Annotated in this window: 23 protein-coding genes; 12 read left to right on the top strand and 11 right to left on the bottom strand. The window is 68.9% G+C overall.

Going from position 1 to position 25,056, the window contains the following annotated elements:
• Nucleotides 1-1,206: 1,206 nt before the first annotated feature.
• The 6 genes from FSW06_RS13655 to FSW06_RS13630 all read right to left on the bottom strand — a co-directional run bounded on the left by FSW06_RS13655 (nucleotide 1,207) and on the right by FSW06_RS13630 (nucleotide 6,698).
• A complete protein-coding gene (locus FSW06_RS13655; protein WP_139024422.1) occupies nucleotides 1,207-2,736 on the bottom strand; it encodes an RNA-binding protein in 1,530 nt (509 codons plus the stop codon).
• On the bottom strand, nucleotides 2,733-3,113 hold the full coding sequence (locus FSW06_RS14650) for a hypothetical protein (RefSeq protein ID WP_211354171.1): 381 nt from the start codon (nucleotides 3,111-3,113) through the stop codon (nucleotides 2,733-2,735). Before FSW06_RS14650 ends, FSW06_RS13655 begins: the two co-directional genes overlap by 4 nt.
• 8 nt (nucleotides 3,114-3,121) lie before the next feature.
• Nucleotides 3,122-3,448: a hypothetical protein gene (locus FSW06_RS13645; RefSeq protein ID WP_029449214.1), complete on the bottom strand. Its 327-nt coding sequence runs from the start codon at nucleotides 3,446-3,448 to the stop codon at nucleotides 3,122-3,124.
• A gap of 56 nt (nucleotides 3,449-3,504) precedes the next feature.
• Complete coding sequence (locus FSW06_RS13640; RefSeq protein WP_139024423.1) at nucleotides 3,505-4,251, bottom strand: MspA family porin; 747 nt, start codon at nucleotides 4,249-4,251, stop codon at nucleotides 3,505-3,507.
• Between the two features lie 462 nt (nucleotides 4,252-4,713).
• A complete protein-coding gene (locus FSW06_RS13635; protein ID WP_010119727.1) occupies nucleotides 4,714-5,436 on the bottom strand; it encodes a response regulator in 723 nt (240 codons plus the stop codon).
• Nucleotides 5,433-6,698 (bottom strand): sensor histidine kinase, encoded by a 1,266-nt coding sequence (locus FSW06_RS13630; protein ID WP_010119728.1) that lies wholly within the window; start codon nucleotides 6,696-6,698, stop codon nucleotides 5,433-5,435. The genes FSW06_RS13635 and FSW06_RS13630 overlap by 4 nt, the downstream gene beginning before the upstream one ends.
• 62 nt (nucleotides 6,699-6,760) lie before the next feature.
• Here FSW06_RS13630 and FSW06_RS13625 point away from each other — a divergent pair, with 62 nt between their 5' ends.
• From FSW06_RS13625 to FSW06_RS13605, 5 genes are all read left to right on the top strand, one after another.
• Nucleotides 6,761-7,840 carry an ABC transporter ATP-binding protein gene (locus FSW06_RS13625; protein ID WP_010119730.1) on the top strand — a complete coding sequence of 360 codons (1,080 nt, stop codon included), beginning with the start codon at nucleotides 6,761-6,763 and terminating at the stop codon, nucleotides 7,838-7,840.
• A 169-nt stretch (nucleotides 7,841-8,009) separates the two neighbouring features.
• A complete protein-coding gene (locus tag FSW06_RS13620) occupies nucleotides 8,010-9,266 on the top strand; it encodes an ABC transporter substrate-binding protein (RefSeq protein WP_010119732.1) in 1,257 nt (418 codons plus the stop codon).
• A gap of 110 nt (nucleotides 9,267-9,376) precedes the next feature.
• The gene (locus FSW06_RS13615) at nucleotides 9,377-10,330 is read left to right on the top strand and encodes a carbohydrate ABC transporter permease (RefSeq protein WP_050801953.1); all 954 of its coding nucleotides are present in this window, start codon (nucleotides 9,377-9,379) and stop codon (nucleotides 10,328-10,330) included.
• A complete protein-coding gene (locus tag FSW06_RS13610) occupies nucleotides 10,327-11,169 on the top strand; it encodes a carbohydrate ABC transporter permease (RefSeq protein ID WP_010119734.1) in 843 nt (280 codons plus the stop codon). Before FSW06_RS13615 ends, FSW06_RS13610 begins: the two co-directional genes overlap by 4 nt.
• The gene (locus FSW06_RS13605) at nucleotides 11,169-11,393 is read left to right on the top strand and encodes a hypothetical protein (RefSeq protein WP_010119735.1); all 225 of its coding nucleotides are present in this window, start codon (nucleotides 11,169-11,171) and stop codon (nucleotides 11,391-11,393) included. The genes FSW06_RS13610 and FSW06_RS13605 overlap by 1 nt, the downstream gene beginning before the upstream one ends.
• Nucleotides 11,394-11,915: 522 nt before the next feature.
• Here the strand turns inward: FSW06_RS13605 and FSW06_RS13600 are convergent.
• From FSW06_RS13600 to FSW06_RS13580, 5 genes are all read right to left on the bottom strand, one after another.
• Nucleotides 11,916-12,956, bottom strand: coding sequence for a YdcF family protein (locus FSW06_RS13600; protein WP_010119736.1), 1,041 nt, complete (start codon nucleotides 12,954-12,956; stop codon nucleotides 11,916-11,918).
• A 15-nt stretch (nucleotides 12,957-12,971) separates the two neighbouring features.
• Nucleotides 12,972-13,493: a 5-(carboxyamino)imidazole ribonucleotide mutase gene (gene purE / locus FSW06_RS13595; RefSeq protein ID WP_010119737.1), complete on the bottom strand. Its 522-nt coding sequence runs from the start codon at nucleotides 13,491-13,493 to the stop codon at nucleotides 12,972-12,974.
• Nucleotides 13,494-13,498: 5 nt separating this feature from the next.
• Nucleotides 13,499-14,704 carry a 5-(carboxyamino)imidazole ribonucleotide synthase gene (locus tag FSW06_RS13590; protein WP_010119738.1) on the bottom strand — a complete coding sequence of 402 codons (1,206 nt, stop codon included), beginning with the start codon at nucleotides 14,702-14,704 and terminating at the stop codon, nucleotides 13,499-13,501.
• A 105-nt stretch (nucleotides 14,705-14,809) separates the two neighbouring features.
• Entirely contained in the window at nucleotides 14,810-15,361 is a 552-nt protein-coding gene (locus FSW06_RS13585) for a hypothetical protein (protein ID WP_010119740.1), read from the bottom strand.
• Nucleotides 15,362-15,373: 12 nt separating this feature from the next.
• Nucleotides 15,374-16,291: a biotin--[acetyl-CoA-carboxylase] ligase gene (locus FSW06_RS13580; protein WP_010119741.1), complete on the bottom strand. Its 918-nt coding sequence runs from the start codon at nucleotides 16,289-16,291 to the stop codon at nucleotides 15,374-15,376.
• Nucleotides 16,292-16,348: 57 nt separating this feature from the next.
• Between FSW06_RS13580 and FSW06_RS13575 the strand changes: the two genes are divergently transcribed.
• The 7 genes from FSW06_RS13575 (at nucleotide 16,349) to FSW06_RS13545 (ending at nucleotide 25,013) form a co-directional block, all read left to right on the top strand.
• Nucleotides 16,349-17,956 carry an acyl-CoA carboxylase subunit beta gene (locus tag FSW06_RS13575; RefSeq protein WP_010119743.1) on the top strand — a complete coding sequence of 536 codons (1,608 nt, stop codon included), beginning with the start codon at nucleotides 16,349-16,351 and terminating at the stop codon, nucleotides 17,954-17,956.
• A 10-nt stretch (nucleotides 17,957-17,966) separates the two neighbouring features.
• Entirely contained in the window at nucleotides 17,967-18,239 is a 273-nt protein-coding gene (locus FSW06_RS13570) for an acyl-CoA carboxylase epsilon subunit (RefSeq protein ID WP_010119745.1), read from the top strand.
• Nucleotides 18,232-18,888, top strand: a complete 657-nt coding sequence (locus tag FSW06_RS13565) for a nucleoside triphosphate pyrophosphatase (protein ID WP_010119747.1) — start codon at nucleotides 18,232-18,234, stop codon at nucleotides 18,886-18,888. The genes FSW06_RS13570 and FSW06_RS13565 overlap by 8 nt, the downstream gene beginning before the upstream one ends.
• A gap of 105 nt (nucleotides 18,889-18,993) precedes the next feature.
• Nucleotides 18,994-19,887: a sulfurtransferase gene (locus FSW06_RS13560; RefSeq protein ID WP_010119750.1), complete on the top strand. Its 894-nt coding sequence runs from the start codon at nucleotides 18,994-18,996 to the stop codon at nucleotides 19,885-19,887.
• A gap of 115 nt (nucleotides 19,888-20,002) precedes the next feature.
• Nucleotides 20,003-21,829 (top strand): acetyl/propionyl/methylcrotonyl-CoA carboxylase subunit alpha, encoded by a 1,827-nt coding sequence (locus FSW06_RS13555; protein WP_010119754.1) that lies wholly within the window; start codon nucleotides 20,003-20,005, stop codon nucleotides 21,827-21,829.
• A 2-nt stretch (nucleotides 21,830-21,831) separates the two neighbouring features.
• Entirely contained in the window at nucleotides 21,832-23,394 is a 1,563-nt protein-coding gene (gene glpK / locus FSW06_RS13550) for a glycerol kinase GlpK (RefSeq protein ID WP_010119756.1), read from the top strand.
• A gap of 122 nt (nucleotides 23,395-23,516) precedes the next feature.
• Nucleotides 23,517-25,013: a class I adenylate-forming enzyme family protein gene (locus FSW06_RS13545; protein ID WP_010119758.1), complete on the top strand. Its 1,497-nt coding sequence runs from the start codon at nucleotides 23,517-23,519 to the stop codon at nucleotides 25,011-25,013.
• Nucleotides 25,014-25,056 lie beyond the last annotated feature (43 nt).

The raw sequence follows: 25,056 nt of genomic DNA, 5'->3' as shown, positions 1-25,056 counted from the left end.
GAAACTCACTACGGGCATCATTTCGACGGGTCCGACAGCCTCGCTTAATAAATTGATAGTTGAGCACGGGTACGCGTTCTCAGTTTCATTCATTTTGATCCTTATTTTGTTTCCGTTCCTTCAACGGATGGATACCCCATCGGGCTGCGGACTTTGAGACTTTTGGCTTGTAAGTTACAATTTCAAACAAACAAGTCTCCCAATGCCTAAGTCCTTTTTTGGTGTCACCCCCGACCATTATGCCAAGTATCTTCAGTGTAAGAATAGTGACATACATCGGCACCGTACACCAGTCAACGATAAATCTATGCCAAGATCCATGCATCCTGTAGTTCGCCAGAAAACATATTACAGACAGGGATAGGAGGATAACAATTAATTGAACATATTCGTCGACTTCAGGACGGATTGACACTATCGCAGCCGTTCCAAGAATGGCACACGCGTTCCACAATAATCCGGTCCAAAACCCAAAGCCGTCAAGTCCACTGGACGCGATGATAGAAATCAATAGTGCTAAGGAAAACAATATAATGCCGAGAATCATGGGATTCCATCTTCACGAGAAAATCCCGTGAACCCATCCTCCCACGTGCTGTCCAGCCCAGTCACCCACGACAGCTCCAGCGCCGCCAAGCAGAGCCGCACCGACGGGACCTCCCGCTGCTCCAACTGTTCCCAAAATCGCTGCACCAGCAGTCCCTCCAATAGCTCCACCTGCTTCCTTGGATGCCTGTTCTGCAGGATTATCAGCTGTCACAATATTGTACCCAGCCGCTGCAATGCCAACGAGCTTAGCTATCCGACCTGCATCAGAAATTAGATTTTCCGCGGTGCTTGGAACATGGGGTTTGGCGTGATTGCCATACTCCGTCACCTCCTGGCTCTGATTGAGGGTCGAGGCAGCTCCGTCCACTCCACTGTTGGCAAGAGTCGACTCACCTGGAATCTGGGGGTATCCAGGCTCCGCATCCGAATCCAGAGTCTCTTCCTGCAGCTCCCAAAAACCGTTAGGATACTCTGCGGTACAGATATCCCGAGGAACATATTCGTACCCTTCAGGCGCATCGGGTGGGGCCCCCGCACCATCGGAAGTGTTTTCATATCCTATGATTGGAGCCGCATTAGTACCATTTTCCTCCTTGCCGTCGAGCCGATTGTAGCCCGCTTCTCCATCCGCAATCAGAGCCTGAGCTTCCGCCGCCCTTACCTCGTCAGCTTCTTGCTGCGCCCTGATGTCAGCAGGATTGTTGTTTCCTGTCGAAGCAGCCGCAAGAGCATTATTGTCTTGCCGTTGCTCTTCGGAACCCACATAGTCCGACGGAGACTCCTCTTTTTGTCTCTCCTGCAAACTCCAGTAGCCGTAAGGATAGTCAGGTGTGCACACATCATTCGGCACATACTCGAAGCCGTCGGGAGCAGCGGGGGGGGAGCACCACTGCCGTCTGAGGGTTTCTCATACCCGATCTCTTCCGCCGGGTCTGCAATGATCGGGTACAGCGCCCCCTCCAGCGGGGCAACGTGCTGGACAAGGTTCCCGGTCTCCGGATCGATCGTGAACCACGTGGGCTGCGGGATACCCCGGGCATCGAACGCCCATGGCGGAGCGACCTGACGCACCAGAGTGCCGTCAGCATCAAGGACATCAACGCCACCGTCAGGTCGGATCTCAGCGTGTCCGCCCTCGGGGATGTTCAGGTCGAACTCCTGGGTGTGGTCAGACGCCGGCGACAGCAGCGCGAAGATGGTCTGCTCGGCACCGGTGAGATGACTGATCGTCACCCGCGGGGCAGCATCCAAGCCAGGCAGAGTGCCAGGCTGAGAGCGACCGGAGCCACCCCGACCATTACGGAATCCCCGGTTACCCCGGACCGCGACGAACCCGCCGGCCAGCGCACCGGCGACACCCACCGGCACTGCCGGATCAATGTCACCCGTTTCGTCGCCACCGGCGGCCGCCGCACCGGCTGAATTGTCTGCACGCGGTTCTGCCGGACCACCAGACCCGCCGCCGCTATTCTCCCTGTCCTCGGGCGCGCCGATCTCATGGCCACTCACACCGTCACGGTGTTCCAGCCGGGACTCACCGGTGTCCGGATCAGTGACCAGAACATCACCGGTCGCCCGACCCTCCGGATCAACGACCAGGACACCGTCCTCGGTGTCCACCACCCGCACGTCACGGGGGTTGCCCTCACTGTCGGTGGCGGTCGTCGACCACCCCGACGGCAGAGGAACATTGGATCGGGCGGAATCACCGGCCCTGCGACCGGACGTTGCGGTCGTACCGGCCTGCGGTGCAGTGCGGTGGTCGCGGGCGGATCCCAGGCGCATGTCCTGCCGGTACTCGCTGGGTTCATCGCCGCGGATGTCCCACTGGTGTTCACGCCCCGGCGGGTTACCGACCGTCACCGATCCACCACCGACCGGCGGCACAGGCGGTACCGGGACATCGGGGGTAGGCACGTCGACGCAGATGTACGGCGGCCAGGCACCCGGACCGGGTTCCTGACCGGGATGAGCGGCCCGCCACGCGGCCTCCATGGAGGCGTCCCATTCAGCAGTCTGCCTTGCGCACCGCTGCTCGGGGGTTTCGGTGACCCACTCCGGGGCCTCCTGCGCGGACGTCTCCGGGGCGGTCAGCACGCCGACCACCCCGGCGAGTGCCAGGAGCCCGAACGCTGCGATGGCCGCACCCGCGGCCAGTCGGAACCTCAGGGGTGCTGTGCCGTTCACCGAGTGCCTTCCCGGGGTCCGGATGCTTCGGACGCAGTATCTTCTTTGCCACCGGTGATGCCGTCGCGGATCTGCTTGACGATGGTGATCACCCCGTTGGCCAGCAGTCCACCACCGAGCATCATCACCAGCATGTAGCCGAACATGGTGTACACGTACTCGCCATGGCCGAGTGTGGCGAAGCGCTGCCAGGACCACCACAGTCCGGCCAGGACGATGCACACTCCGACGATGATCTTGGCGACCGGCACCCCCACCGCGGAATCGGCGGACTCAGGAGCGGGATCGACCCGGGCAGGAGACTGGTCATCCTGGTCCGCGGGACGGGTGACCGGTGTTGTTGCTGTCGTTGCCGTTGACGTTGTTGACGTTGTCATTGTGCCGCTCACCAGACCTTGTCGATCCAGGCGGAATAGCTGGCGCCGTCAGGCAGAAAGACCTGACCGAGTGAGTAGGAGTCCGCGGTCCCCGGGCCTCCTGCGACGAATGCTCCGGCGGGAAGCCGGCAGTCGCCGAAGGTCTCTCCGGCTCGCAGGGGGCCGGCGACCAGGTCGTCGTACACCCGGCAGTCAAAACGACTGCCGGTGGGGATGGTGGAGCTGTTCGCGGCCGAGGCCGCCGGGGCCAGCGCCCCGGCGACGATACCGATGCCGGCGGTGGCCACCGCACCCCGGGTCAGCCACCGACGTGCACGGGAAGAATGAGAGAGCATGTAGTTCAACCTCCAGGCAGAAGAAATGTCGACGAGATGTCGACAAAGCGGAATGGTCAGCGGACCCGGCGGGCGTCGCCGTAGACACTGACCGCATCAGTCGACGTCGGTGACGTGGAGGTGACCGTGACATAGGAGCGGACGCTCACCGGCCCCAGGCATCCGTTGATCTGCAGGTGCGCACCGGTGAACCCGGCGGCAGCCCGCTTGAACTCCGGATCGAGCGGCTGGGACACCAGCGGCACATCGGTGACCGACCCCGGGTTCAGCTGCGCGGTGAAGTTCTGGTCCGCCTCCGCCTTCCCGTCGACCCCCGCCTGCATCGTCGCGGTGGCATCTGCCCCGGCCTGCATCCCCGCGATGTCCGGCAGTGCGACATTCGCACTCGGTCCACCGGTGATGCCCGCATCGGCGTGCGGTGCGACCCCCTGGGTGAAGCCGGCCTGCGCCGACACGCCACCGGCGATATCCACACCGCAGCCGATCTGGTATCCCGTCTCGAAGAACGCGCCGGTCAGTTCCGGGGCCCCGTCCCCGTCGATCCACACCCGCCCGTCGAGGGTGCCGAAGAACTCCCCGGTGGACAGGCCACCGTCCAACGCCGGGGAAAGGTACAGCGACTCGTTGGTCTTCCCTGCATGCAGCACCCACCCGTCGGCGGTGGTACGGGACTCCTCCCGGTCACCCAGGGTGACCTCCCCACCGGACACCTGGGCCGGCCACGGCAGGTAGTCCACGATGTCCGCGCCGGCACCGGTGGCAGTGGAGGCGCCGATACCGGAGACGCCCAGAGTGCCGATCACCACAGCTGCCCCACGACGGGTGTGGGAGACAGCACGGTGCCTCCCGGTACCGGTGCTGCTCACCCCCGCTCTCAGGGTCACTCCGGTGTTGTTCAAGGGGTGCGTGCCCACGGTCGTGAGGGTCCTGTCGGCTATGCGCGCCACTGACCAGCCGCATACGCAGGTCAGCGGCACTGTCGGTTTCTTCTTGAATCGTCAACGGACTACCTGGAGTGTGGACTACAGGTAGACACCCGAGGGAAGATAGCAGAGAAAATACGTCGTTATGCAATAAATGCACATATGTGACACATCATTAATTTCCGTTCCCATCTTTCAAAAATGCATATCTTCACATGTCTTTCCTGTTCAGAACCCCTCCGGAACCGCCCTCACCCATCGACTTCTCCCACCCCGGATATCACCCCCCCGTGTAACTCCCCGGGCCGTCCCGGCCGATGTACAGGCCCGCCACGCAGCCCGCTACTCCCCGTCCAGCACCGACCCCGGATCCACCAGCCCGCACCGGAAGGCGAAGAGCACCGCGTGGACCCGGTCCCGCGAGCCGGTCTTCGCCAGTACCCTACCGACGTGCGTCTTCACCGTCGGCAGGGAGACGAACAGTCGCGCAGCGATCTCCTGGTTCGAGGACCCGGTCGCCATGAGCACCAGGATCTCCCGCTCCCGCGGGGTCAACGGATCGACCAGTCCGAGATCATCATCGGGCCCCGGTACGACAGGTGCCGCGGGAACAGGGCCGCTCTCCCGCACCTGCCGCAGCAGCCGCGCCGTCGCCTTCGGCGAGATCACCGCCGAGGCCTCCCCCACCGTCCGGACCGCGTCGATGAGTTCCTCCGGGTCGGCGTCCTTGAGCAGGAAACCACTGGCCCCGGCGGCGATGGAGTTCATCACGTACTCGTCGTTGTCGAAGGTGGTGAGCACCACCACCCGGGTCGGTTCCCCACCGGGGCCGGTCACCCCGGCGTCCACGATCTGCCGGGTCGCCGCGATCCCGTCGAGGGTCGGCATCTGCACGTCCATGAGGATGATGTCCACCGGCTGCTGCGCGGCGGACCGTACCGCCTCCGCCCCGTCGGCGGCCTGCCAGACCACGTCGATGTCGTCCTGCGAGTCGAGCACCATGGCGAACCCGGCGCGGACCAGCTGCTGGTCGTCGGCCAGGGCGACGGTGATGTGTCCGGTCATACCGCCAGCATAACCGTCACCCGCCACCCGCCCGGCCAGACCTCCGACGGTCCCCAGGTGGCGGACCCGCCGTGGATCCGGGCCCGTTCGGACAGGCCGGCGAGCCCCTGGCCACCGGGTCCGCCGACACTGCCGGCCGGGGAGGCAGCGTCCACCAGTCCGGTGCCGGGGGCATTGTCGACCCGGATGGTGAGAGCTCCGGGCACCGACCAGTCGAGCACCAGCGCCGTCTCCACCCGGCCCGCGTGTTTGAGCACGTTGGTCAGACATTCCTGCACCGTGCGGTACACGGTGAGGCCGACGGTGGCGGAGATCTCCCGCGGCGTCCCGACGGTCTCCGAGGAGACCCGCAGCCCGGAGCGGCGGGCGTCCGCCACCAGCGCCGGCACCCCGCTGACACCCGGCGCCGCGCCGACGTCCCGGTAGTCGTCCTCCCGCAGCACGCTGAGCAGCTGCCGCATCTGCGCCAGCGCCTCCCGACCGGTGGAGCTGATCGTGTCGAGTGCCTCGATGGCCTTCTCCGGGTGCTTCTTCCCCGCATAGCGGCCACCGTCGGCCTGGGCGATGACGGCGGTGAGGGAATGGGCGACGATGTCGTGCATCTCGCGGGCGATGCGGTTGCGCTCGGCGACAGCGGCGAGTTCGGCGCGGGCGGCGAGGTTCTCGATGCGCTCGTGCTGGTGCCGGACGCCCAGGCCGAGCTGCCAGCACAGGGCGACGGAGACCAGGATGAGCACCGTCAGGACCGTCAGGGCCACCGCGGTCTCCCGGACAGTCGGCGCCACCCCGTAGAGCTCCTCCGCACCCTGCGCTCCGCCCCAGCCGATGCCCTTGACCGGGGAGAGCACGGCAAGCACCGCCGTCGTCACCGCACCGACGAGCAGGACGCCCAGCCACAGTCGACGGCGCAACCGGATGAACCCGGAGATGAACCACGCCTCGTAGCCGACGATGCCCGCCGCCAGTACATAGATGCCCGACAGGCTCGCCGCGACGGTCACCAGCCCCACCGCCACGACGGCGAGACCGGGTTCCGGCCGCCGGCGCTGCAGCAGCAGACCGACGAAGGTGATGCCGTACCCGGCGATGAGCAGCAGTGCGGTGACGGTGTGGTCGCTATGGTCGTCGACGTTGACGCGGCTCGCCAGGTCCACCGCCCCGAAGAAGAGGAACAGGGCGGACTGGATGACAGCCTGCACCCAGAACCCGCGGTCCCGCCAGAAGGGACCCGGGCCCGCCTGCACCACCGGGGACTCAGTCACAGCGCCCCACCTTACGGCGCATGCCCGCGGGGCGGGATCAGCCTGCGGTATGATCCTCCACCATGGCAACCAAGGCTGACGTCGTCTTCGATCACGTACAGATCCGCTACCCGGGTGCGGACGCCCCGACGGTCAAGGACCTCTCCCTCGACATCGCCGCCGGGGAGTTCCTCGTGCTCGTGGGCCCGTCGGGCTGCGGCAAGTCCACCATCCTGCGGGCACTGGCCGGACTGGAGCCGACGGCGGCGGGCACGATCTCCATCGGCGGCCGCGACGTCACCGGCACCGAACCCGGCGACCGGGACATCGCCATGGTCTTCCAGGACTACGCCCTCTACCCCCACATGACGGTGCGGGAGAACATGGGCTTCGCGCTGTCCATCAAGAAGCGGCCGAAGGCGGAGATCGCCGAGCGGGTCGACCACGCCGCCGAACTGCTGGGGCTCACCGAGTTCCTCGACCGCAAGCCGAAGGACCTCTCCGGCGGCCAGCGGCAGCGGGTGGCGATGGGCCGGGCGATCGTCCGGGAGCCGAAGGTCTTCCTCATGGACGAGCCGCTGTCCAACCTGGACGCCAAGCTGCGCGTCCAGACCCGTGCGCAGATCGTCACGCTGCAGAAGAACCTCGACGTCACCACCGTGTACGTCACCCACGACCAGGTCGAGGCGATGACGATGGGGCACCGGGTCGCGGTGCTCAAGGACGGCGAGCTGCAGCAGGTGGACACGCCGCAGAACCTGTACACCGACCCGGTCAACGACTTCGTCGCCGGCTTCATCGGCTCCCCCGCGATGAACCTGCTCGACACCCCCGACGGCACGGCCGGGACCGTCCCCGAGCTGGGTGTGACCGGCCCGGCCGGCGCGGTGCGGGTCGGCGTCCGCCCGGAGCACCTCACCGTCACCCCCGGCGAGGCCGCAGGTGGAGCTGCCCCCGGTCTCACCGGCACCGTCACCCTCGTCGAGGAGCTCGGGGCGGACGCGAACGTCTACGCCGACACGCCCTACGGCCAGGTCACGGCCCGGACCCAGGACCACCCGGGGACGCTGCCGCCGGTCGGCGGGTCGGTGACCTTCACGCTCAGTGAGGGGGCGCGGCTGTACTTCTTCGACGCCGACGGGCAGGCGGTCGCGCCCGCCTGAGCTGCGGCCACCCCTCCACACCCCCGAAACGGGCGTCCGGAACTCCGGTGAACCGTCACCAATGCCCCCGTCTGTCCGCCGGGGTCACTACACTGTCCCGAAGGACCCGGGGAGCGAGTGCCCCCGGCGACGTCGACAGAGGTTCCCGCCCACTGAAAGGGGTCATCCCATGGCCACCCTGCCCAAGAAGCTGCTCGCCACGCTCGCGGCCGCCGGTCTCACCACCGGACTCGTCGCCTGCTCCTCCGACGATGACGGATCCGGCGGTGACATCAACACCGACCACGGCCCCATCACCTTCGCGATGGGCAAGAACGACACGAACAAGCTCACCCCGGTCATCGAGGCGTGGAACAAGGACCACCCCGACGAGAAGGTGACGCTCAAGGAGCTCGCCGGTGAAGAGGGCGACCAGCGCGACACGCTCGTGAAGTCGCTGCAGTCCGGTTCCGACGAGTACGACGTCATGGCCCTCGACGTCATCTGGACCGCCCAGTTCGCCGCGAACGGCTGGCTCGCCCCGCTCACCGGCGATCTGGCGACCAGCACCGACGGCATCCTGGACGCCCCGGTGCAGTCCGCGACCTACAACGACACGCTCTACGCCCTGCCGCAGAACACCAACGGTCAGCTGCTCTACCGCAACACCGACCAGGTCAAGGACGCCCCGCAGAAGTGGGATGACGTCGTCGAGGCCTGCAAGGCCATCGTCGAGGAGAACAAGGACTGCCTGACCACCCAGCTCAAGCAGTACGAGGGTGTCACCATCAACACCGGCAACTTCATGGACGGCTGGGGTGGCGGCATCCTCGGTGAGGACGGCCGCCCCACCGTCACCTCGGACGCCTCGAAGGCCGGCCTGCAGGCCCTCGTGGACGCCTACAAGGACAAGACCATCGCCCCGTCCTCCACCGCCGCCAGCGAGGAGGAGACCAACCTGTCCTTCACCGGCGGCAAGACGGCCATGGCCATCAACTGGCCGTACATGTACGCCGAGTCCCAGGCCGACGGTGCCGCCACCAAGGGCAAGGTCGAGGTCCAGCCGCTCGTCGCCAAGGACGGCACCGGGGTCTCCACCCTCGGCGGCTACAACAACGGCATCAACGTCAACTCCAAGCACATGGGGACCGCCCTGGACTTCATGAAGTTCATCATCAACGAGGACAACCAGAAGTCCTTCGCTGAGGCGTCCTTCCCGCCGGTGCTGTCCTCCATCTACGACGACCAGTCGCTCATCGCCGACCAGCCCTACCTGCCGGCGCTGAAGCAGTCCCTGGAGAACGCGAAGCCCCGCCCGGTCTCCCCGAACTACGACGAGCTGTCGAAGGCCGTGCAGGACAACGGCTACGCGGCCATCACCGGGAAGAAGGACGTGGACACCGCCACCGCCGACATGGACTCCGCGATCCGCAACGTCACCGAGTAGGACCGGACAGTTCCTCCCCTGACGTAAGGTGACTCACCGTGGCAACGACAACGACAACGAAGACACCGAAGAAGCGTGACTTCCGGCCCGTGTGGCTCGTCGGCCCCAGCATGGCCCTGCTGGCGGTCGTCATCGGCTACCCGGTCGTCCGGGCGGTCTACCTGTCCTTCCAGTCGGACCGGCACCTGGACAAGTCCACGGGCATGTTCGTCGACGGCGGTTTCGCCGGCTTCGACCACTACCTGTACTGGCTGACCCAGCGCTGCATGTCCCCCAACGGCACCGTCTCGACCTGTGCCCCGGGCAACCTGGCCATGGACTTCTGGCCCGCCCTGCGCGTCACCCTGTTCTTCGTCGTCGTCACCGTCGCGCTCGAGACCGTCCTCGGTCTCTGGATGGCCACCGTGATGAACCGCAGCTTCGTCGGCCGCAGCCTGCTGCGCGCCGCCGTGCTGGTCCCCTGGGCCATCCCCACCGCCGTCACCGCGAAACTGTGGCAGTTCATGTTCGCCCCCGACGGCATCGTCAACTCCCTCACCGGACTCGACGTCGCCTGGACGACCGACCCGTGGGCCGCGAGATTCGCGGTGATCATCGCCGACGTGTGGAAGACCGCCCCGTTCATGGCGCTGCTCATCCTCGCCGGACTGCAGATGGTCCCCGCCGGGGTCTACGAGGCCGCCCGGGTCGACGGCGCCTCCCGCTGGCAGCAGTTCACGAAGATCACGCTGCCGCTGGTCAAGCCGGCCCTCATGGTCGCGGTCCTGTTCCGCATGCTGGACGCCCTGCGCATGTACGACCTGCCGGTCATCATGATCAGCGGCTCCTCCAACTCGCCGACCGCCGTGCTCAGCCAGCTGGTCATCGAGGACATGCAGGGCGGCAACTTCAACTCCGCCTCGGCGATCTCCACCCTGATCTTCCTGCTCATCTTCGCCGTCGCCTTCATCATGGTGAAGTTCCTCGGTGCTGATGTGGCGGGGACCCAGAACATGCCCACGGCGTCCGGGAAGAACGGGAAGAAGCGACGCTGGTCGCTGCGCAAGAAGGAGGACGCACAGTGAACCGGACCCGACACTCCCTCGGCCGCACCGTCGGCAACTACCTCGGCGTGATCGTCATCGTCGTCTGGGCGCTCGCCCCGTTCTACTGGATGCTGGTCACCGCCTTCCGCGACAAGTCGCACACCTTCGACACCTTCCCGCTGCCCAGTCACCTCACCCTCGCCAACTTCTCCGAGGCACTGGCCACCGACAAGGGCAACAACTTCCTCGCCTCGATCGGCAACTCGCTGATCATCGGCGCCGCCACCACCGCCATCGCCCTGGTCGTCGGCGTGTTCACCGCCTACGCCCTGGCCCGCATCGACTTCCGGGGGAAGGGATTCGTCACCGGAATCATCCTCGGCGCCTCGATGTTCCCCGGTGTCGCCCTGGTCACCCCGCTGTTCCAGCTGTTCGGCGACCTGGGCTGGATCGGCACCTACCAGGCGCTGATCATCCCGAACATCTCCTTCGTGCTGCCGCTGACGGTCTACACACTCACCTCGTTCTTCCGGGAACTGCCATGGAAGCTGGAGGAGGCCGCCCGAGTTGACGGTGCCTCCCGCAGCCTGGCGTTCCGGAAGATCATCCTGCCGCTGGCAGCCCCCGCGGTGTTCACCACCGCGATCCTCGCCTTCATCAACACGTGGAACGAGTTCATGCTGGCCAAGCAGCTGTCCACCACGGCGACGGAACCGGTGACGGTGGCGATCGCCCGGTTCTCCGGCGCGAACGCCTACGAGTACCCGTATGCCGCCGTCATGGCCGCCGGGGCGATCGTCACCGTGCCGCTGGTGATCATGGTGCTGGTGTTCCAGCGGCGGATCGTCTCCGGTCTGACCGCCGGCGGAGTGAAGTAGTGGCCGCAGGAGACCGGCCACATCCCGACGCCTCCGAATCCCGGCGCCGCCGGATGATGTGGGAGTCCGCCCTGGGCTTCCTCGCCGTCTTCGATGTCCTCGCGCTCGTCCAGGCGGTGTGGAACATGTTCCGGGACTCCCCGTCGGTCGGCCCGGCGATCCTGCTGCTGGTGCTGCTGGTGCTCACCTGGCTCGCCTGGCGGACGTGGCGCACCTACGACTAGGTCGACCGGGTATGCTTCAACCGGGGGTGCTTCGACCAGGACTTCCCGGGGACGCCGTGGATACACTGACCCGGATTCCCACGGAACGAACCGACAGGTCGAATTTTCGGTCCTGAGACCGCACCTGGGTTCGTGAACCCGACCACCCCGGGACGTGGATGACCCCTCGGTTCGTAAAACCGACATCTGCAGTAGTCCACCTGGCTCAAGCTGAGGACCGGACCGAGGGACGGGCTGAGGGGGAGGGCTGAGGGGGCGGGCTCAAGCTCAGCGGGAACGCACCAACCGACGGCGCCGGAAGTGTTACCGGGTCATCGCCGGATTTCCGCGCAGATCCCGGGAAAAGGCCAGGTCGCGAAAAGTGCTACCGGGCGCCCCTGGTAATACTTCGCCAGGTCGGCAGGTCGGCAGACGGGGAGGCGGGGCACGGTACGAGAGCCGACGCTGAAGGTCAGCGCGGCAGCCGGCACGTGAGCCTACCGGGGACTGCGCCAGCCAGTCTCCGTCTGGCCCGTCAGCCCGTCACGCCCGGCCGAGCAGCCGGTGGATCGTCAGGGCGACGAACTCCCGCAGATAGGACGCCGGAATCGACGGCTTCGGCGTCGGCGCACCGAGCACCACCGCCGCGAACGGCCGCCCGGCCGCACCCCGCTCCGCCCGGAGGATCTCCACGATCCGCTCCGTGCGCAGCACATGGAAATCCGAGGTGCACACCACCACATGCGGATCCCGCACCCCACGCTCGGCCAGCAGGTCGAGACTGAAATGCAGGTTCTCCGTGGTGTCCGTCGCCCGGTCCTCCTCCAGCACCGCCCCGCGCGGGATCCCCCGCTGCGACAGGTACAGGTGCATCGCCTCCGCCTCGGTGCAGGGCTCGTCCTCGCCGCGTCCGCCGGTGACGATGAGCGGCACGCGGGACGCCGGCGCCGCCGCGGTCAGGGTCCACCAGGCGTCCGCACCCCGGTCGCACCGGCACGCCAGCAGGTGACTGACCCGGTTGTGGACCAGCCCGGCGCCGAGGACGATGACGGCGTCCGCCCGCCGGGGCACCGCACGGTGCCGCCCCCGGCGGACGTCCCGGACGAACTTCAGCAGGGAGAACACGCCGGCGGCCCACACCAGCAGGCCGACCACCCCGAGGACGATCAGCGCCACCAGCCCGTCCGAGTTGCCCTGCGGTGCCCCGTCCGCCAGGCCCCGCCAACAGCGCACCAGCAGGACGACCGCACCGATACCGAGGCTGAACGCCCCGGCGGCGGCCACCACCGTCGACAGGTGGAACCAGCCACGACCGTCGACACCGGGCAGGGCGTCCCCCATCCACCGGGCGACGAGCACCCCGACGGCGACAAGGAACACCTGAACCAGTGCGAACGTCACCCACAGCCAGCCGGCGACCCCCACCCCGCCGGCGATGACGAGCATCCACAGCCAGGCGAGTTCGGCCAGGGCGAGCATCAGCCACCCGTTGCCGGCCCACCGTGACCGTGTCTTCACGCTCCAGGCGGTCACTCCCGCCAGCAGGATCAGCAGGACACTGACCAGGACGGATCCCGAGATCACGACATCACCGCCGCGCTACTCCCCCATGAGCTTCTGTTTGAGGCGCCGGTCCTTCTCCAGCACCTCGTCGTGCATCTTCTGCTGGTAGGCCAGCATCCGGGTCCGCAGGGCCGGGTAGGCGGTCCCGAGGATGCGGGCGGCGAGCAGGCCGGCGTTCTTCGCCCCGTCGATGGAGACGGTGGCGGTCGGCACGCCGGAGGGCATCTGGACGATCGACAGCAGCGAATCGAGTCCGTCGAGGTTCTTCAGCGCCCGCGGGATGCCGATGACCGGCAGCGGGGTGGCGGCGGCGACCATGCCCGGCAGGTGGGCGGCGCCGCCGGCACAGGCGATGATGACGTCCACGCCCTGCTCGTGGGCGGTCCGCGCGTACTCCATCATGCGTTCCGGGGTGCGGTGCGCGGACACGACGCCGACCTGCATCGGGATGCCGAATTCCGCGAGGACCTCGGCGGCGGGTTCGACGGTGGGCCAGTCGGAGTCCGACCCCATGACGATCCCGACGAGCGGTCCGGTGTTCTCTGCCGTTGCGGCCATGTTCTCTACTGGTCCTTCCAGGTTGCGGTGACGAGGTAGTCGGAGGCGAGGCGGGCGTCCCGCCGCAGTGCCTCGACATTGTCTGCGGTGGCGGGGACGCCGAGGGGCAGTGACATGTTGACGTGCCCGATCTTGCGGCGGGGACGCCACTCCTTGCCGTACAGGTGGATCTTCGCCGTCGGGAAGCGGCGCCAGACCTCGTCCATCCGTGCCGGCATCGGCTGGGCGGGATCCGCCACCGGGTCGCCGAGCACGTTGGCCATCACGGTGGTGGTGGCGGTCAGCTCGGTGGACCCCAGCGGCCGGTCGAGCACCGCCCGCAGGTGCTGCTCGAACTGGCTGGTCACGCACCCGTCCTGGGTCCAGTGGCCGGTGTTGTGCGGGCGCATCGCCAGTTCGTTGACGATGAGTTCGGGCTGGCCGGCGGCGTCGACGGTCTCGAAGAGTTCGACGGCCAGCACCCCGGTCACCCCCAGTTCGGCGGCGACGTCGCGGGCGAGCGCATGAGCCTGCGCCACGACCCGTTCCTGCGCCTCCGACACGACCGGTGCCGGGGCGACGGCCAGGTAGCAGATGCCGTCAGCCTGCACGGACTCGACGACGGGCCAGGAGGCGGTCTCCCCGGAGGGGGTGCGCGCGACCATGGCGGACAGTTCCCGGACGAGGGTGACCTTCTTCTCCGCCATCAGCGGCACACCCTGGTCGAGCAGTTCGGCGACGAGGTCGGAGTTCTCCTCGCGGGTGGCGGGGAACCACACGCCCTTGCCGTCGTAGCCGCCACGGCGGGCCTTGAGGCAGACCGCACCGTCGGTGGCGTCCCAGAACCCGTCCCCGTCGGCGACGGAGAGGATCTCGGCGAACGGCGGCACCGGGGCGCCGATCTCCCGCATCCGCCGCCGCATGACGAGCTTGTCCTGCGCGTTGATCAGGGCGGTGGGCTGCGGCTGGACGTTCACGCCCTCGGCGATGAGGTCGGTCAGGAAGCCGTTGGGCACGTGCTCGTGGTCGAAGGTGACCGCGTCTGCTCCCTCACTGACGGCGCGGACGGCGGTCTCGTCGGTGTAGTCGCCGAGCCACACGTCGCCGGTGGCCTGGGCGGCGGAGGCACCGCCGGAGCCGGCGAGGAGGCGGACGGTGAGGCCGAGTTCGATGCCGGCCTGCTGCATCATCCGTGCCAGCTGGCCGTCACCGATGACGGTCACCAGCGGCATGTCCGGGGCGTGGGCCTCCGGTCGGGCGAGTCGGAGATCCGGGTTCGCGGTATCTGCGGTATCTGCTGTGTCAGCTGTGTCAGGCGCGGTTTCACTCACGGTCGGTCAGTATACCGGGCGGGCGTACGGCACGATCCGGTCGCTGACCATGCGGGTGAAACGGGCGGCGAAGGGGACGTCGGTCAGCCGCAGCGGCCGGCCGCCGCCGCGCGGCCACACGTCGACGGTGGTGCCGCGGCGGGTGACGTCGCCGATCTGGTCGAGCGGGATCTCCCCGATCCTGCTGCGCAGGTGGCCGGTGGCGGTGATCAGCCGCCGGTCGGTGAGGATCATGCGGGACCGCTGCCGGTACAGCAGGAACCGGCCGCACCGCCGCCACGCGAGCCAGACCCAGGCGAGCAGCAGGAGGCGGCGGCCCCAGACGGTGGCGGTGGCACCGCCGTCGGCGACGAGCTCGGGGACGCGGGTGATGTTCTCCGGGACGTAGCCGAGGGTCGTCTCGGCGATGTGTGCGAGGTGCGCGTCGAGCAGTCCGATCCCCAACCAGGCGATGCCGGTGAGCAGCACCAGTTCGACCAGCGGCATGACGGTACTGCGGCGGGTCGGGCTGAGTTCGGCGAGGATCTGCTCGTCGGGGGCGAACCTGATCTTGGGCACTGCGCGGGACCCCTAACGCCCGTCGGCGGCGGGACGCAGGTGGGTGACGTCGCCGGCGGTGACGGTGACCGTCTCCCCGCCGTCGGTGCGCAGCACCAGTTCGCCGTGCTGCCCCAGGTCCACGGCGGTGCCGGTGAGGACCCGGTCGCCGGGCAGTTCGGCGCGCACCCGGGCGCCGAGGGTCTCCGACAGGGCCCGGTACCGGTCCCGCACCGCGCGGGACGCCTCTCCCCCGGCGCGCCAGGCACGGTCGACCCCGACGATGTTGCGGAGCAGGTCGGCGGTGAACCGGGCACGGGTCGCCGCATCCGGGATCTCGGCGCCGGCGAGGATCAGCGAGGTGGCGGCGGGCAGGCCGGCCGCCGCGAACTCGGCGGCGGTCATCGACACGTTGAGGCCCATACCGACGACGATGGTCGGCGGGTCGACGGTGACGGCCTCGACGAGGATACCGGCGAGTTTGCGGTACCCGGTCGCGCCCGGTGCGGCGTCCGGCACAGCGTCCGGCACGACCAGGTCGTTGGGCCACTTCAGGCCGGCGGGCACCCCGTAGGCCCGGGCGGTCTCGGCGGCGGCGACGCCGATGAACAGCGGCAGCTCGCCGAACCGTTCGGGGTCGACGGGTTCGGTCGCCGGGTCCGGGCGCAGCAGCACGCTGAGGATCGTCTGCGACCCCTGGGGCGCGGTCCACGGTCGGCCGAGGCGGCCGCGGGCGGCGTCCTGCCGTTCGGTGAGCAGGACAGTCCGGTCGGCGACCTCGCCGCGTCCGGCTGCGGCGCTGAGGTCGCTGTTCGTCGATCCGGTGTGCTCGACCCAGGTCACGGTGAGCGGCGTGTCCGTCAGGTGGGCGGCGACCGCCGCCGCGCTGACGGGATGTCGGGAATCCCCGGTCCCTGGTCCGTTAACATCGGCCGTGGTCGCGTCGTTCATGCCGACCAGACTAGCCCGCCATCGATCTGCGACCCGAAAGCTCTTAGACTGAAGCCCATGACTGCCAGCTCCGCCCCGTCCTCCTCCCCCGACCTCGCGACGACCGCCGGGAAACTAGACGACCTGCGCTCCCGGCTCGCGGAGACCGCGGCCCCCGCCGGTGAGGATGCCGTCGCCGCCGTCCACGGCGCCGGGCGCCTCACCGCCCGCGAGCGGGTCACCGGGCTGCTCGACGACGGCTCGTTCACCGAGATCGACGCCCTCGCCCGTCACCGCTCCACCTCCTTCAACCTGGACCGGGAACGCCCGGTCACCGACGGTGTGGTCACCGGGTACGGCACCGTCGACGGTCGTCAGGTCTGCGTGTTCTCGCAGGACGCCACGGTCTTCGACGGCACCGTCGGCGAGACCCACGGCGAGAAGCTGGTGAAGGTCATGGAGCTCGCGCTGCGCTCCGGGGTGCCGCTCATCGGCATCCACGACTCGACCGGTGGCCGGGTGAAGGAGGGTGTGGTCTCGCTGGGGACCGCCGCCCGGCTGTACCGGCTGCGCACGCAGCTGTCCGGAGTGGTGCCGCAGATCTCGGTGATCGCCGGGCCGACCGCGGGCACCGAGGCCCACCAGCCGGCACTGGCCGACCTCGTCGTCACGGTGCGGGACGCCGGGGCGCTCTACCTCACCGACCCGCAGACCACCGCACAGGTCGTCGGCGAGGAGACCACCGCCGCCGAACTGGGGTCCGCGGATGTCCTCATGGCCAACGGCACCTCGCATCTGGCCGTCAGTTCCGACAGTGACGCACTGGCCACGGTCCGGGACCTGCTCGCCCAGCTGCCGGCGAACAACCGGGCGCCCGCCCCCGTCGTCGAGGCGGCGGGAACCGCCCCGGACGCTGCCCCGGACACCGCCGCCCTGGACACCCTGCTGCCCGATTCCCCGCTCGGCGGGTACGACGTCCACGACGTGCTCGCCGGCGTCGTCGACCCGGACAGTCTGCTGGAGCTGCAGCCCGACTTCGCCGGCAACGTGGTCACCGCGTTCGCCCGGGTCGACGGCCGGAGCGTCGGAGTGGTCGCCACCCAGCCGCTCGTCCTCGCCGGTGCGCTCGACGCGGACGCCGCCCGCAAGGCCGCCCGGTTCATCCGCTTCTGCGACGCCTTCAACCTCCCCCTCGTCTTCGTCGTCGATTCGCCCGGTTTCCTGCCCGGTGTCGACGGAGAGCGGGCCGGGCTGCTGCGGCAGTCCGCCCCGCTGCTGTACGCGGTGGCCGAGGCGACCGTCGGCATGGTCACGGTCGTGACCCGCAAGGCCTACGGCACCTCCTATGTGGCGCTGGGCTCGAAGAACATCGGCGCGGACCTCGTCTACGCCTGGCCAACCGCCCAGATCTCCAACGCGGACGCGGAGAACACCGTCTCCGCGGTGCACGCCGAGACCCTCGCCAAGGCCGAGCGACGCCGCAAGGATGTCGACGCCCTGCGCGCCTCCCTCCTCGACGAGGTCGAGAGCACGCTGGTCAACCCGTACGCCGCCGCGGAACGCGGCTATGTCGACATGGTGATCCCGCCGTCGGAGACCCGGCGTCGCCTCATCGACGGCCTGGCGCTGGTGGAGCGCAAACTCGTCCAGTCCGCCCCGCGCAAGCACGGCAACCTGCCGCTGTAAGGAACCGCACATGACCGTCACGTCCACCTCCCCGGCAGTGCCGTCGACCCCGTCGACCCTGCCCGTCACCGTCCTGCGCGGTGCCCCCACCGACACCGAGCTCGCGGCCGTCGTCGCCGCACTCTCCGCCGTCGCCGCGGCCGACCCGGCCTCGTCGGCGACGCTCTCCCCCGCCACCACCGCCCGCCTCGCCGCCCGGCGCAGCAACCGGGGCACCTGGGGTACCCCGGCGGAGCAGCTGTTCGGTCCCGCCACCTTCAACCCCGGCGGCTACCGTGCCTGAGCTGCCTGAGCGATCAGACCGGCCCCGCATCGTCCTGGCGTCCTCCTCCCCGTCCCGGCTGTCCGTGCTGCGCGCCGCCGGCGTGGAACCGCTGGTCCTCGTCCCCGGGGTCGACGAGGACGCCGCCGTGGCCGAGCTGCGCTCCCGCGTGGCCGATCCGACGCCGGCACAGGTGGTCAGTCACCTCGCGGCGGCGAAGAGCCGCGCGGTCACCGACCAGTTCGCCGGGGACATCCCCGCCGGGTCCCTCGTCGTCGCCGCGGACTCGATGCTGCTGCTCGACGGCGAACTGCAGGGGAAACCGCACACCGTCGACCGCACGGTGGCACGGTGGCGGGCCCAGCGCGGCCGCAGCGCCACCCTGGTCACCGGGCACGCCTTCACCACCCCGGAAGACGGCGGCGCAGTCCGCACCGCAGTCAGCGAAACCGTCGTGCACTTCGCCGACGCCTCGGACGCCGACATCGCCGCCTACGCGGCGACCGGTGAACCCCTGGAGTGTGCCGGGGCGTTCACCCTGGAAGCCCTCGGCGGCTGGTTCATCGACCGGATCGAGGGCGACCCGTCGAGCGTCATCGGGCTGTCTCTGCCGCTGGTCCGGCGCGCCGCCGCAGCGGCCGGACATGACATCCACGAATTCTGGCGCTGACATTCCCGGCATTCCCGCCCGCCGCCGTGGCGCGGTCGCCGCATCCGGCACCCCCGCAGGCGGCTAGAATGCACGGTGACGAGACGAAAGGCGGTATCCCCACCCATGGGAATCGAGTTGGACCCCAGCCCACAGCTGGCACAGTACGCCCACCCGGAGAAGATGGTGACCAGTTCCTGGCTGGGTGCGAAACTCGGCGGGCACGGGTTGAAGGTGGTCGAGTCGGACTCCGACCCGATCCGCTACAACATCGGGCACCTGCCCACCGCCATCCGCATCGACCTGCACAGCGATCTCGGCGACCCGGTCACCCGCGACTTCGTCGACGGGGCCGCGTTCGCCCGTCTCATGGACGAGAAGGGAATCTCCCGGGATGACACGGTCATCATCTACGGCGACGAGGGGAATCTCTGGGCCTCCTACACGTTCTGGGTCTTCGAGCTCTTCGGCCACCCGGATGTCCGCCTCCTCGACGGCGGCCGGGACGCCTGGATGCAGGAGGAACGGGAGACCTCCTACGATGCCCCACCGGCACCGACGTCCGGCTACCCCGTGGTGGAGCGCGACGACACCACCTTCCGGGTCTTCGTCGACCGGGTCCGGGAAGCCGTCGACCAGCACCTCACCGGCACACCGGACCTGCAGATCATCGACCTGCGGGACGCGGACGAGTTCCACGGCGCCGGGGACGGTGGCACGACCGGCCCGACCGGACCCGTCAGCCGGGCCGGCCACATCCCGGGCGCGGTGAACCTGCGCCATGATGCGGCGGTGCTCCCGAGCGGCCGGTTCCGCCCCAGGTCGGAGATCGAGGCGATGCTCACCGCCGCCGGGCTGGACGCCACCGTCTCCACCGTGACCTACTGCCACGCCGGGGAACGCGCCGCACATCTGTGGTTCGTGCTGCACCACCTGCTCGGCTGGGACACGGTCCGGTGCTACGACGGGTCCTGGATGGAGTGGGGCAACATGGTCCGGATGCCGATCGCCGTCGACTGATTCCGTCCGGGCCTGCCGATGCCGGCTAACGGGCGGGCTGGCCCGGCCGATGGCCGCCGTAGTAGCGTTTCTAGAGTTTTGCATCAGCTGTTTTGTCGTGAGTGAGGAGAAGTCAGTGCCGTCAGTCCCGGCAGCAACCCGGAGAATCCGCAAGGTACTCATCGCCAACCGCGGTGAGATCGCGGTCCGAGTCATCCGTGCCGCACGCGACGAGGGCCTCGCCACGGTCGCCGTCTACGCCGAACCGGATGCCACCGCACCGTTCGTGCGGATGGCCGACGAGGCGTTCGCGCTCGGCGGCCGGACTGCCGCGGACAGCTACCTGGACACGGTGAAGATCATCGACGCCGCCGTCCGCTCGGGCGCGGACGCCGTCCACCCCGGCTACGGCTTCCTCTCCGAGAACGCCGATTTCGCGCAGGCGGTCGAGGACGCGGGTCTGATCTGGATCGGCCCCCCGCCGACCGCCATCCGGGAGCTCGGCGACAAGGTCACCGCCCGGCACTACGCGGAGCAGGTGGGTGCCCCGATGGCGCCCGGTACCGACGGACCGGTGGCGGACGCCGACGAGGTCGTCGCCTTCGCCCGTGCCCACGGCCTGCCCGTGGCGATCAAGGCCGCCTTCGGCGGCGGCGGCCGCGGCATGAAGGTCGCGCACACGCTCGGGGAGATCCCGGAGCTCTTCGAGTCCGCGACCCGGGAGGCCACCGCCGCCTTCGGCCGCGGTGAGTGCTTCGTCGAGCGGTACCTCGACCGGGCCCGCCACGTCGAGTGCCAGGTCCTCGGCGACATGCACGGCAACTATGTCGTCGCCTCCACCCGGGACTGTTCCCTGCAGCGTCGCTTCCAGAAGCTCGTCGAGGAGGCCCCCGCCCCGTTCCTCTCCGCGGAGCAGGACGCCCGCCTCCGGTCCTCGTCCAGGGACATCCTGCGCGCCGCCGGCTACCACGGCGCCGGGACCGTCGAATTCCTCGTCGGCGCCGACGGACTCATCTCCTTCCTCGAGGTCAACACGCGGCTGCAGGTCGAGCACCCGGTCACCGAGCAGGTCACCGGATGGGACCTGGTCCGCGAGCAGTTCCGCATCGCCGAGGGCCGGGAGCTGTCCCGCACCACCGACCCGGAGATGCGGGGCCACGCCTTCGAGTTCCGTATCAACGGCGAGGACCCGGGCGCCGGCTTCATCCCCCACCCGGGCACGCTGACCACCTACCGCGAGCCCGCGGGCCCCGGCGTCCGGGTGGATTCCGGGGTCGAGCAGGGTTCCGTCGTCGGCGGCCAGTTCGATTCGATGCTGGCGAAGCTCATCGTGACCGGGGAGACCCGCGCCGAGGCGCTCCAGCGCTCCGCCCGGGCACTCGACGAGTACCTCGTCGAGGGTCTGCCGACGGTCATCCCCTTCCACCGGGCGGTGGTCACCGACCCGGCGTTCGCCCCGGAGCTCGCCGACGGTGCCGACAGTGCCGGGACAACCAGCGCTGCCGACGTCGCCGGGTTCGACGTCTACACCCGCTGGATCGAGGAGGAGTGGGACAACCCGCTGCAGCCGTGGGACGGGGAAGACACCGCCCCCGTCGGTGACGAGACCCCCGCCCCGACCCGTCGCATCACCGTCGAGGTCGACGGTCGCCGCATCGAGGTCGCCGTCCCCGCCGACCTCATCGGTACCGGCGGCCCCAAGCGGCGTCCGGCCCGCCGCACCACCGGCACCGGCGGTGCCGCCGCCTCCGGCGACGAGATCGCCGCGCCGATGCAGGGCACGGTCGTCAAACTGCTCGTCGAGCCCGGCCAGGAGGTCGCCGAAGGCGACCGGGTCCTCGTCCTCGAGGCGATGAAGATGGAGAACCCGGTGAAGGCGCACAAGGCCGGCATCGTCGACGAGATCCATGTCTCCGCCGGTGACGGCGTGAAGAAGTCCGAGCCGCTGCTGAAGATCCGGTAACGATGGCCGACCTGTTCGCCCGCTTCCGTACCGACCGTCACGGCCGGGGCTACCTCCTCGCCCTCGACCAGGGCACCACCTCCACCCGCGCGATGGTCTTCGACGCCGACGGTGCCGTGGTCTCGGTCGGGCAGCTCGAACACCGCCAGATCTTCCCCCGCCCCGGCTGGGTCGAGCACGACCCGGAGGAGATCCGGCTGAACACCCGGCGCGTCATCGCGGACGCCGTGGCCCGCGCCGACATCGGCACCGAGGACATCGCCGCACTGGGGATCACGAACCAGCGGGAGACGACGGTCATCTGGGACCGCGAGACCGGTGAGCCGGTCTACAACGCGATCGTCTGGCAGGACACGCGCACCGCGGACATCTGCGATGAGCTGGAGAACACCGGCCGGGCGGAGATGTTCCGGGACCGGACCGGGCTGCCGGTCTCCACCTACTTCGCGGGACCGAAGATCCGGTGGATCCTCGACAACGTCCCCGGGGTCCGGGAGCGTGCCGAGCACGGCGAACTGGCTTTCGGGACAATGGACTCCTGGCTGGTGTGGGAACTCACCCGCCGGTCCCGCCACACCGGACGCAGCCAACGGCACCGGGCCCGCCACGTCACCGACGTCACCAATGCGTCCCGGACCATGCTCATGGATCTGCGGACCCGCACCTGGGACCCGGAGCTGTGCGCGGCGATGGGGGTGCCGATGTCCCTGCTGCCGGAGATCGTCAGCTCTTCCGGGGTCATCGACAAGGTCCGCCGGTCGGGCCCGGTCAACGGGGTGCCGATCGCCGGGATCCTCGGCGACCAGCAGGCCGCGACGTTCGGGCAGGCGTGCACCGAGCCGGGTGAGGCGAAGTGCACCTACGGCACCGGAAACTTCCTGCTGCTCAACACGGGCACCGAACCGAAGACCTCGGACCACGGTCTGATCAGCACCGTCGCCTACCAGATCGGGGACGCCGACGCGGTGTACGCCCTCGAAGGCTCGGTCGCGGTCACCGGCTCACTGGTGCAGTGGCTGCGCGACAATTTCGGCCTCATCCGCTCCTCCGACGAGATCGAGGACCTGGCGCGCGCCGAGGACGACAACGGCGGCTGCGTGGTCGTCCCCGCGTTCTCCGGTCTGCTCGCACCCCGCTGGGACCCGAGTGCCCGCGGGGTGATCGTGGGACTGACCCGGTACGTCAACAAGTCGCACATCGCCCGGGCCGCGCTGGAGGCCACCGCCTTCCAGACCAGGGAGGTCGTCGACGCGATGAACGCCGATTCCGGGGTGCCGCTGACCGGTCTGAAGGCCGACGGCGGCATGGTGGTCAACAGTCTGCTCATGCAGTTCCAGGCCGACCAGCTGGGGGTGCCGGTGACGGTGCCGAAGGTCCCCGAGACCACGGCGCTCGGCGCCGCCTACGCGGCGGGGCTCGCAGTCGGCTACTTCGAGGATGTCGCGGAGATCCGCGCGCTGTGGCAGGAGGACCGGACCTACCTCCCGCAGGCCTCCGAGGAGGAGCGGGACGCCGCCTTCGCCGTGTGGAACCGGGCGGTGGAACGCTCCGTCGGCTGGGCCTGACGGGCCCGGGATTTTTGTTCACCGGGCACAACCACCGCCGGATTCTTCGTCCGCCCGAGCCGATGTGACCCCGGTCACAGCCTCCTTAGAGTGATGTCACCCCACATCACGAGGAGGACATCGTGCTTTTCCCCTATCTCCCCTGGAACGGCCCCGACGGCACCGACAGCGCTGCCGAGCAGCCGGACCTGCCCGCCGTGCGCGACCGGCACCGGGGATGGACCCGCCGGGAACTCACCGGGCGTGCCCGCGCCGTCGCCGCCCGGCTCCACGCACTCGGCGTCCGCCGGGGCGACGTCGTCGCCGTCATGCTCCCGAACTGCACGGAATTCCTGGCCGCCATGTTCGGCGCCTGGTATCTCGGTGCCGTCGTCACCCCCGTCAACCCGGTCTTCACCGACACCGAGGCCGCCCGGCAGCTCACCGACTCCGGCGCCGGCGTCCTCGTCTGCACCGAACCCGGCCGGTTCGACGACCTGACCACCGTCCTCGACGCGGCGGAGATCGTCGGGCTGCCGGACCCTGGCGGGGCGTCCGACGAGCTCGCCGATCCGGCACCGTTGTCCGGGGAGGACACCGCCCTGGTCGTCTACACCAGCGGCTCGACCGGCCGCCCGAAGGGCGCGATGCTCGGTCACGCCCAACTGGACGCCATGACCGCCGCCATGACGGAACGGACCGGCATCACCGGCGACGACCACTGCATCCTCGTCCTGCCGTTGTTCCACGTCAACGCGATCCTCGTCAGTGTGCTCACCCCGATGCGGGTCGGCGCCGGGATCACGATGGTGGAACGGTTCGCTCCCCGCCCGTTCCTGGAGCTCGTCGAAACCCACCGTCCGACGTACTTCTCCTGCGTCCCCACGATCCTCTCCCACATCACCGACCTGCCGCTGGAGGACCGGCCGGACACCGGCTCGCTGCGGTTCGTCATCTGCGGGGCGGCACCGGCGTCCCCGGAACTGCTGGTCCGGGCCGAGGAACAGCTCGGCATCACCGTCGTCGAAGGCTACGGCCTGACCGAGGGGACCTGCGCCAACGCCTGCAACCCGGTGGCCGGGCCCTGCAAGGTCGGGACCGTCGGCCCCGCCATGCCCGGCCAGACCATCCGGATCGTCGACGAGGCCGGTGCCGACGTCCCGACCGGCACCGCCGGCCAGGTCCTCATCTCCGGCCCCACGGTCATGCAGGGCTACCTCAACCGGCCCGCGGCGACCGCCGAGACCGTCGTCGACGGCTGGCTGCACACCGGTGACGTCGGCAGCCTCGACGAGGACGGCTACCTCACCATCATCGACCGGATCAAGGACATGATCATCCGCGGCGGGGAAAACATCTACCCCAAGGAGATCGAGGCACTGCTCTACGGGGTGGACGGGGTGCTCGAGGCCGCGGTCATCGCCCGCCCCCACCCCCGGCTGGGCGAGGAACCGGTCGCCGTCGTCTCGCTCATGCAGGGCAGCCCGCTGACCACCGACGAGCTGCTGGCCCACTGCCGGCGCCATCTCACCAAGATCAAGGTCCCCGTCGACCTGCAGATCGTCGACGAGATCCCGAAGAACCCGGTGGGCAAGATCGACAAGCCGACGCTGCGCGCCGGCCTGACCACCACCGTCTGACACTCCACACCACGTACGCCACGTACTCCACGACCGCGTAAGG

It is taken from the genome of Corynebacterium nuruki S6-4 (assembly GCF_007970465.1).
GTDB lineage: Bacteria > Actinomycetota > Actinomycetes > Mycobacteriales > Mycobacteriaceae > Corynebacterium > Corynebacterium nuruki.
Note: the sequence above shows the minus strand (reverse complement) of the source record. Positions and strands in the feature narration are given on the sequence as shown.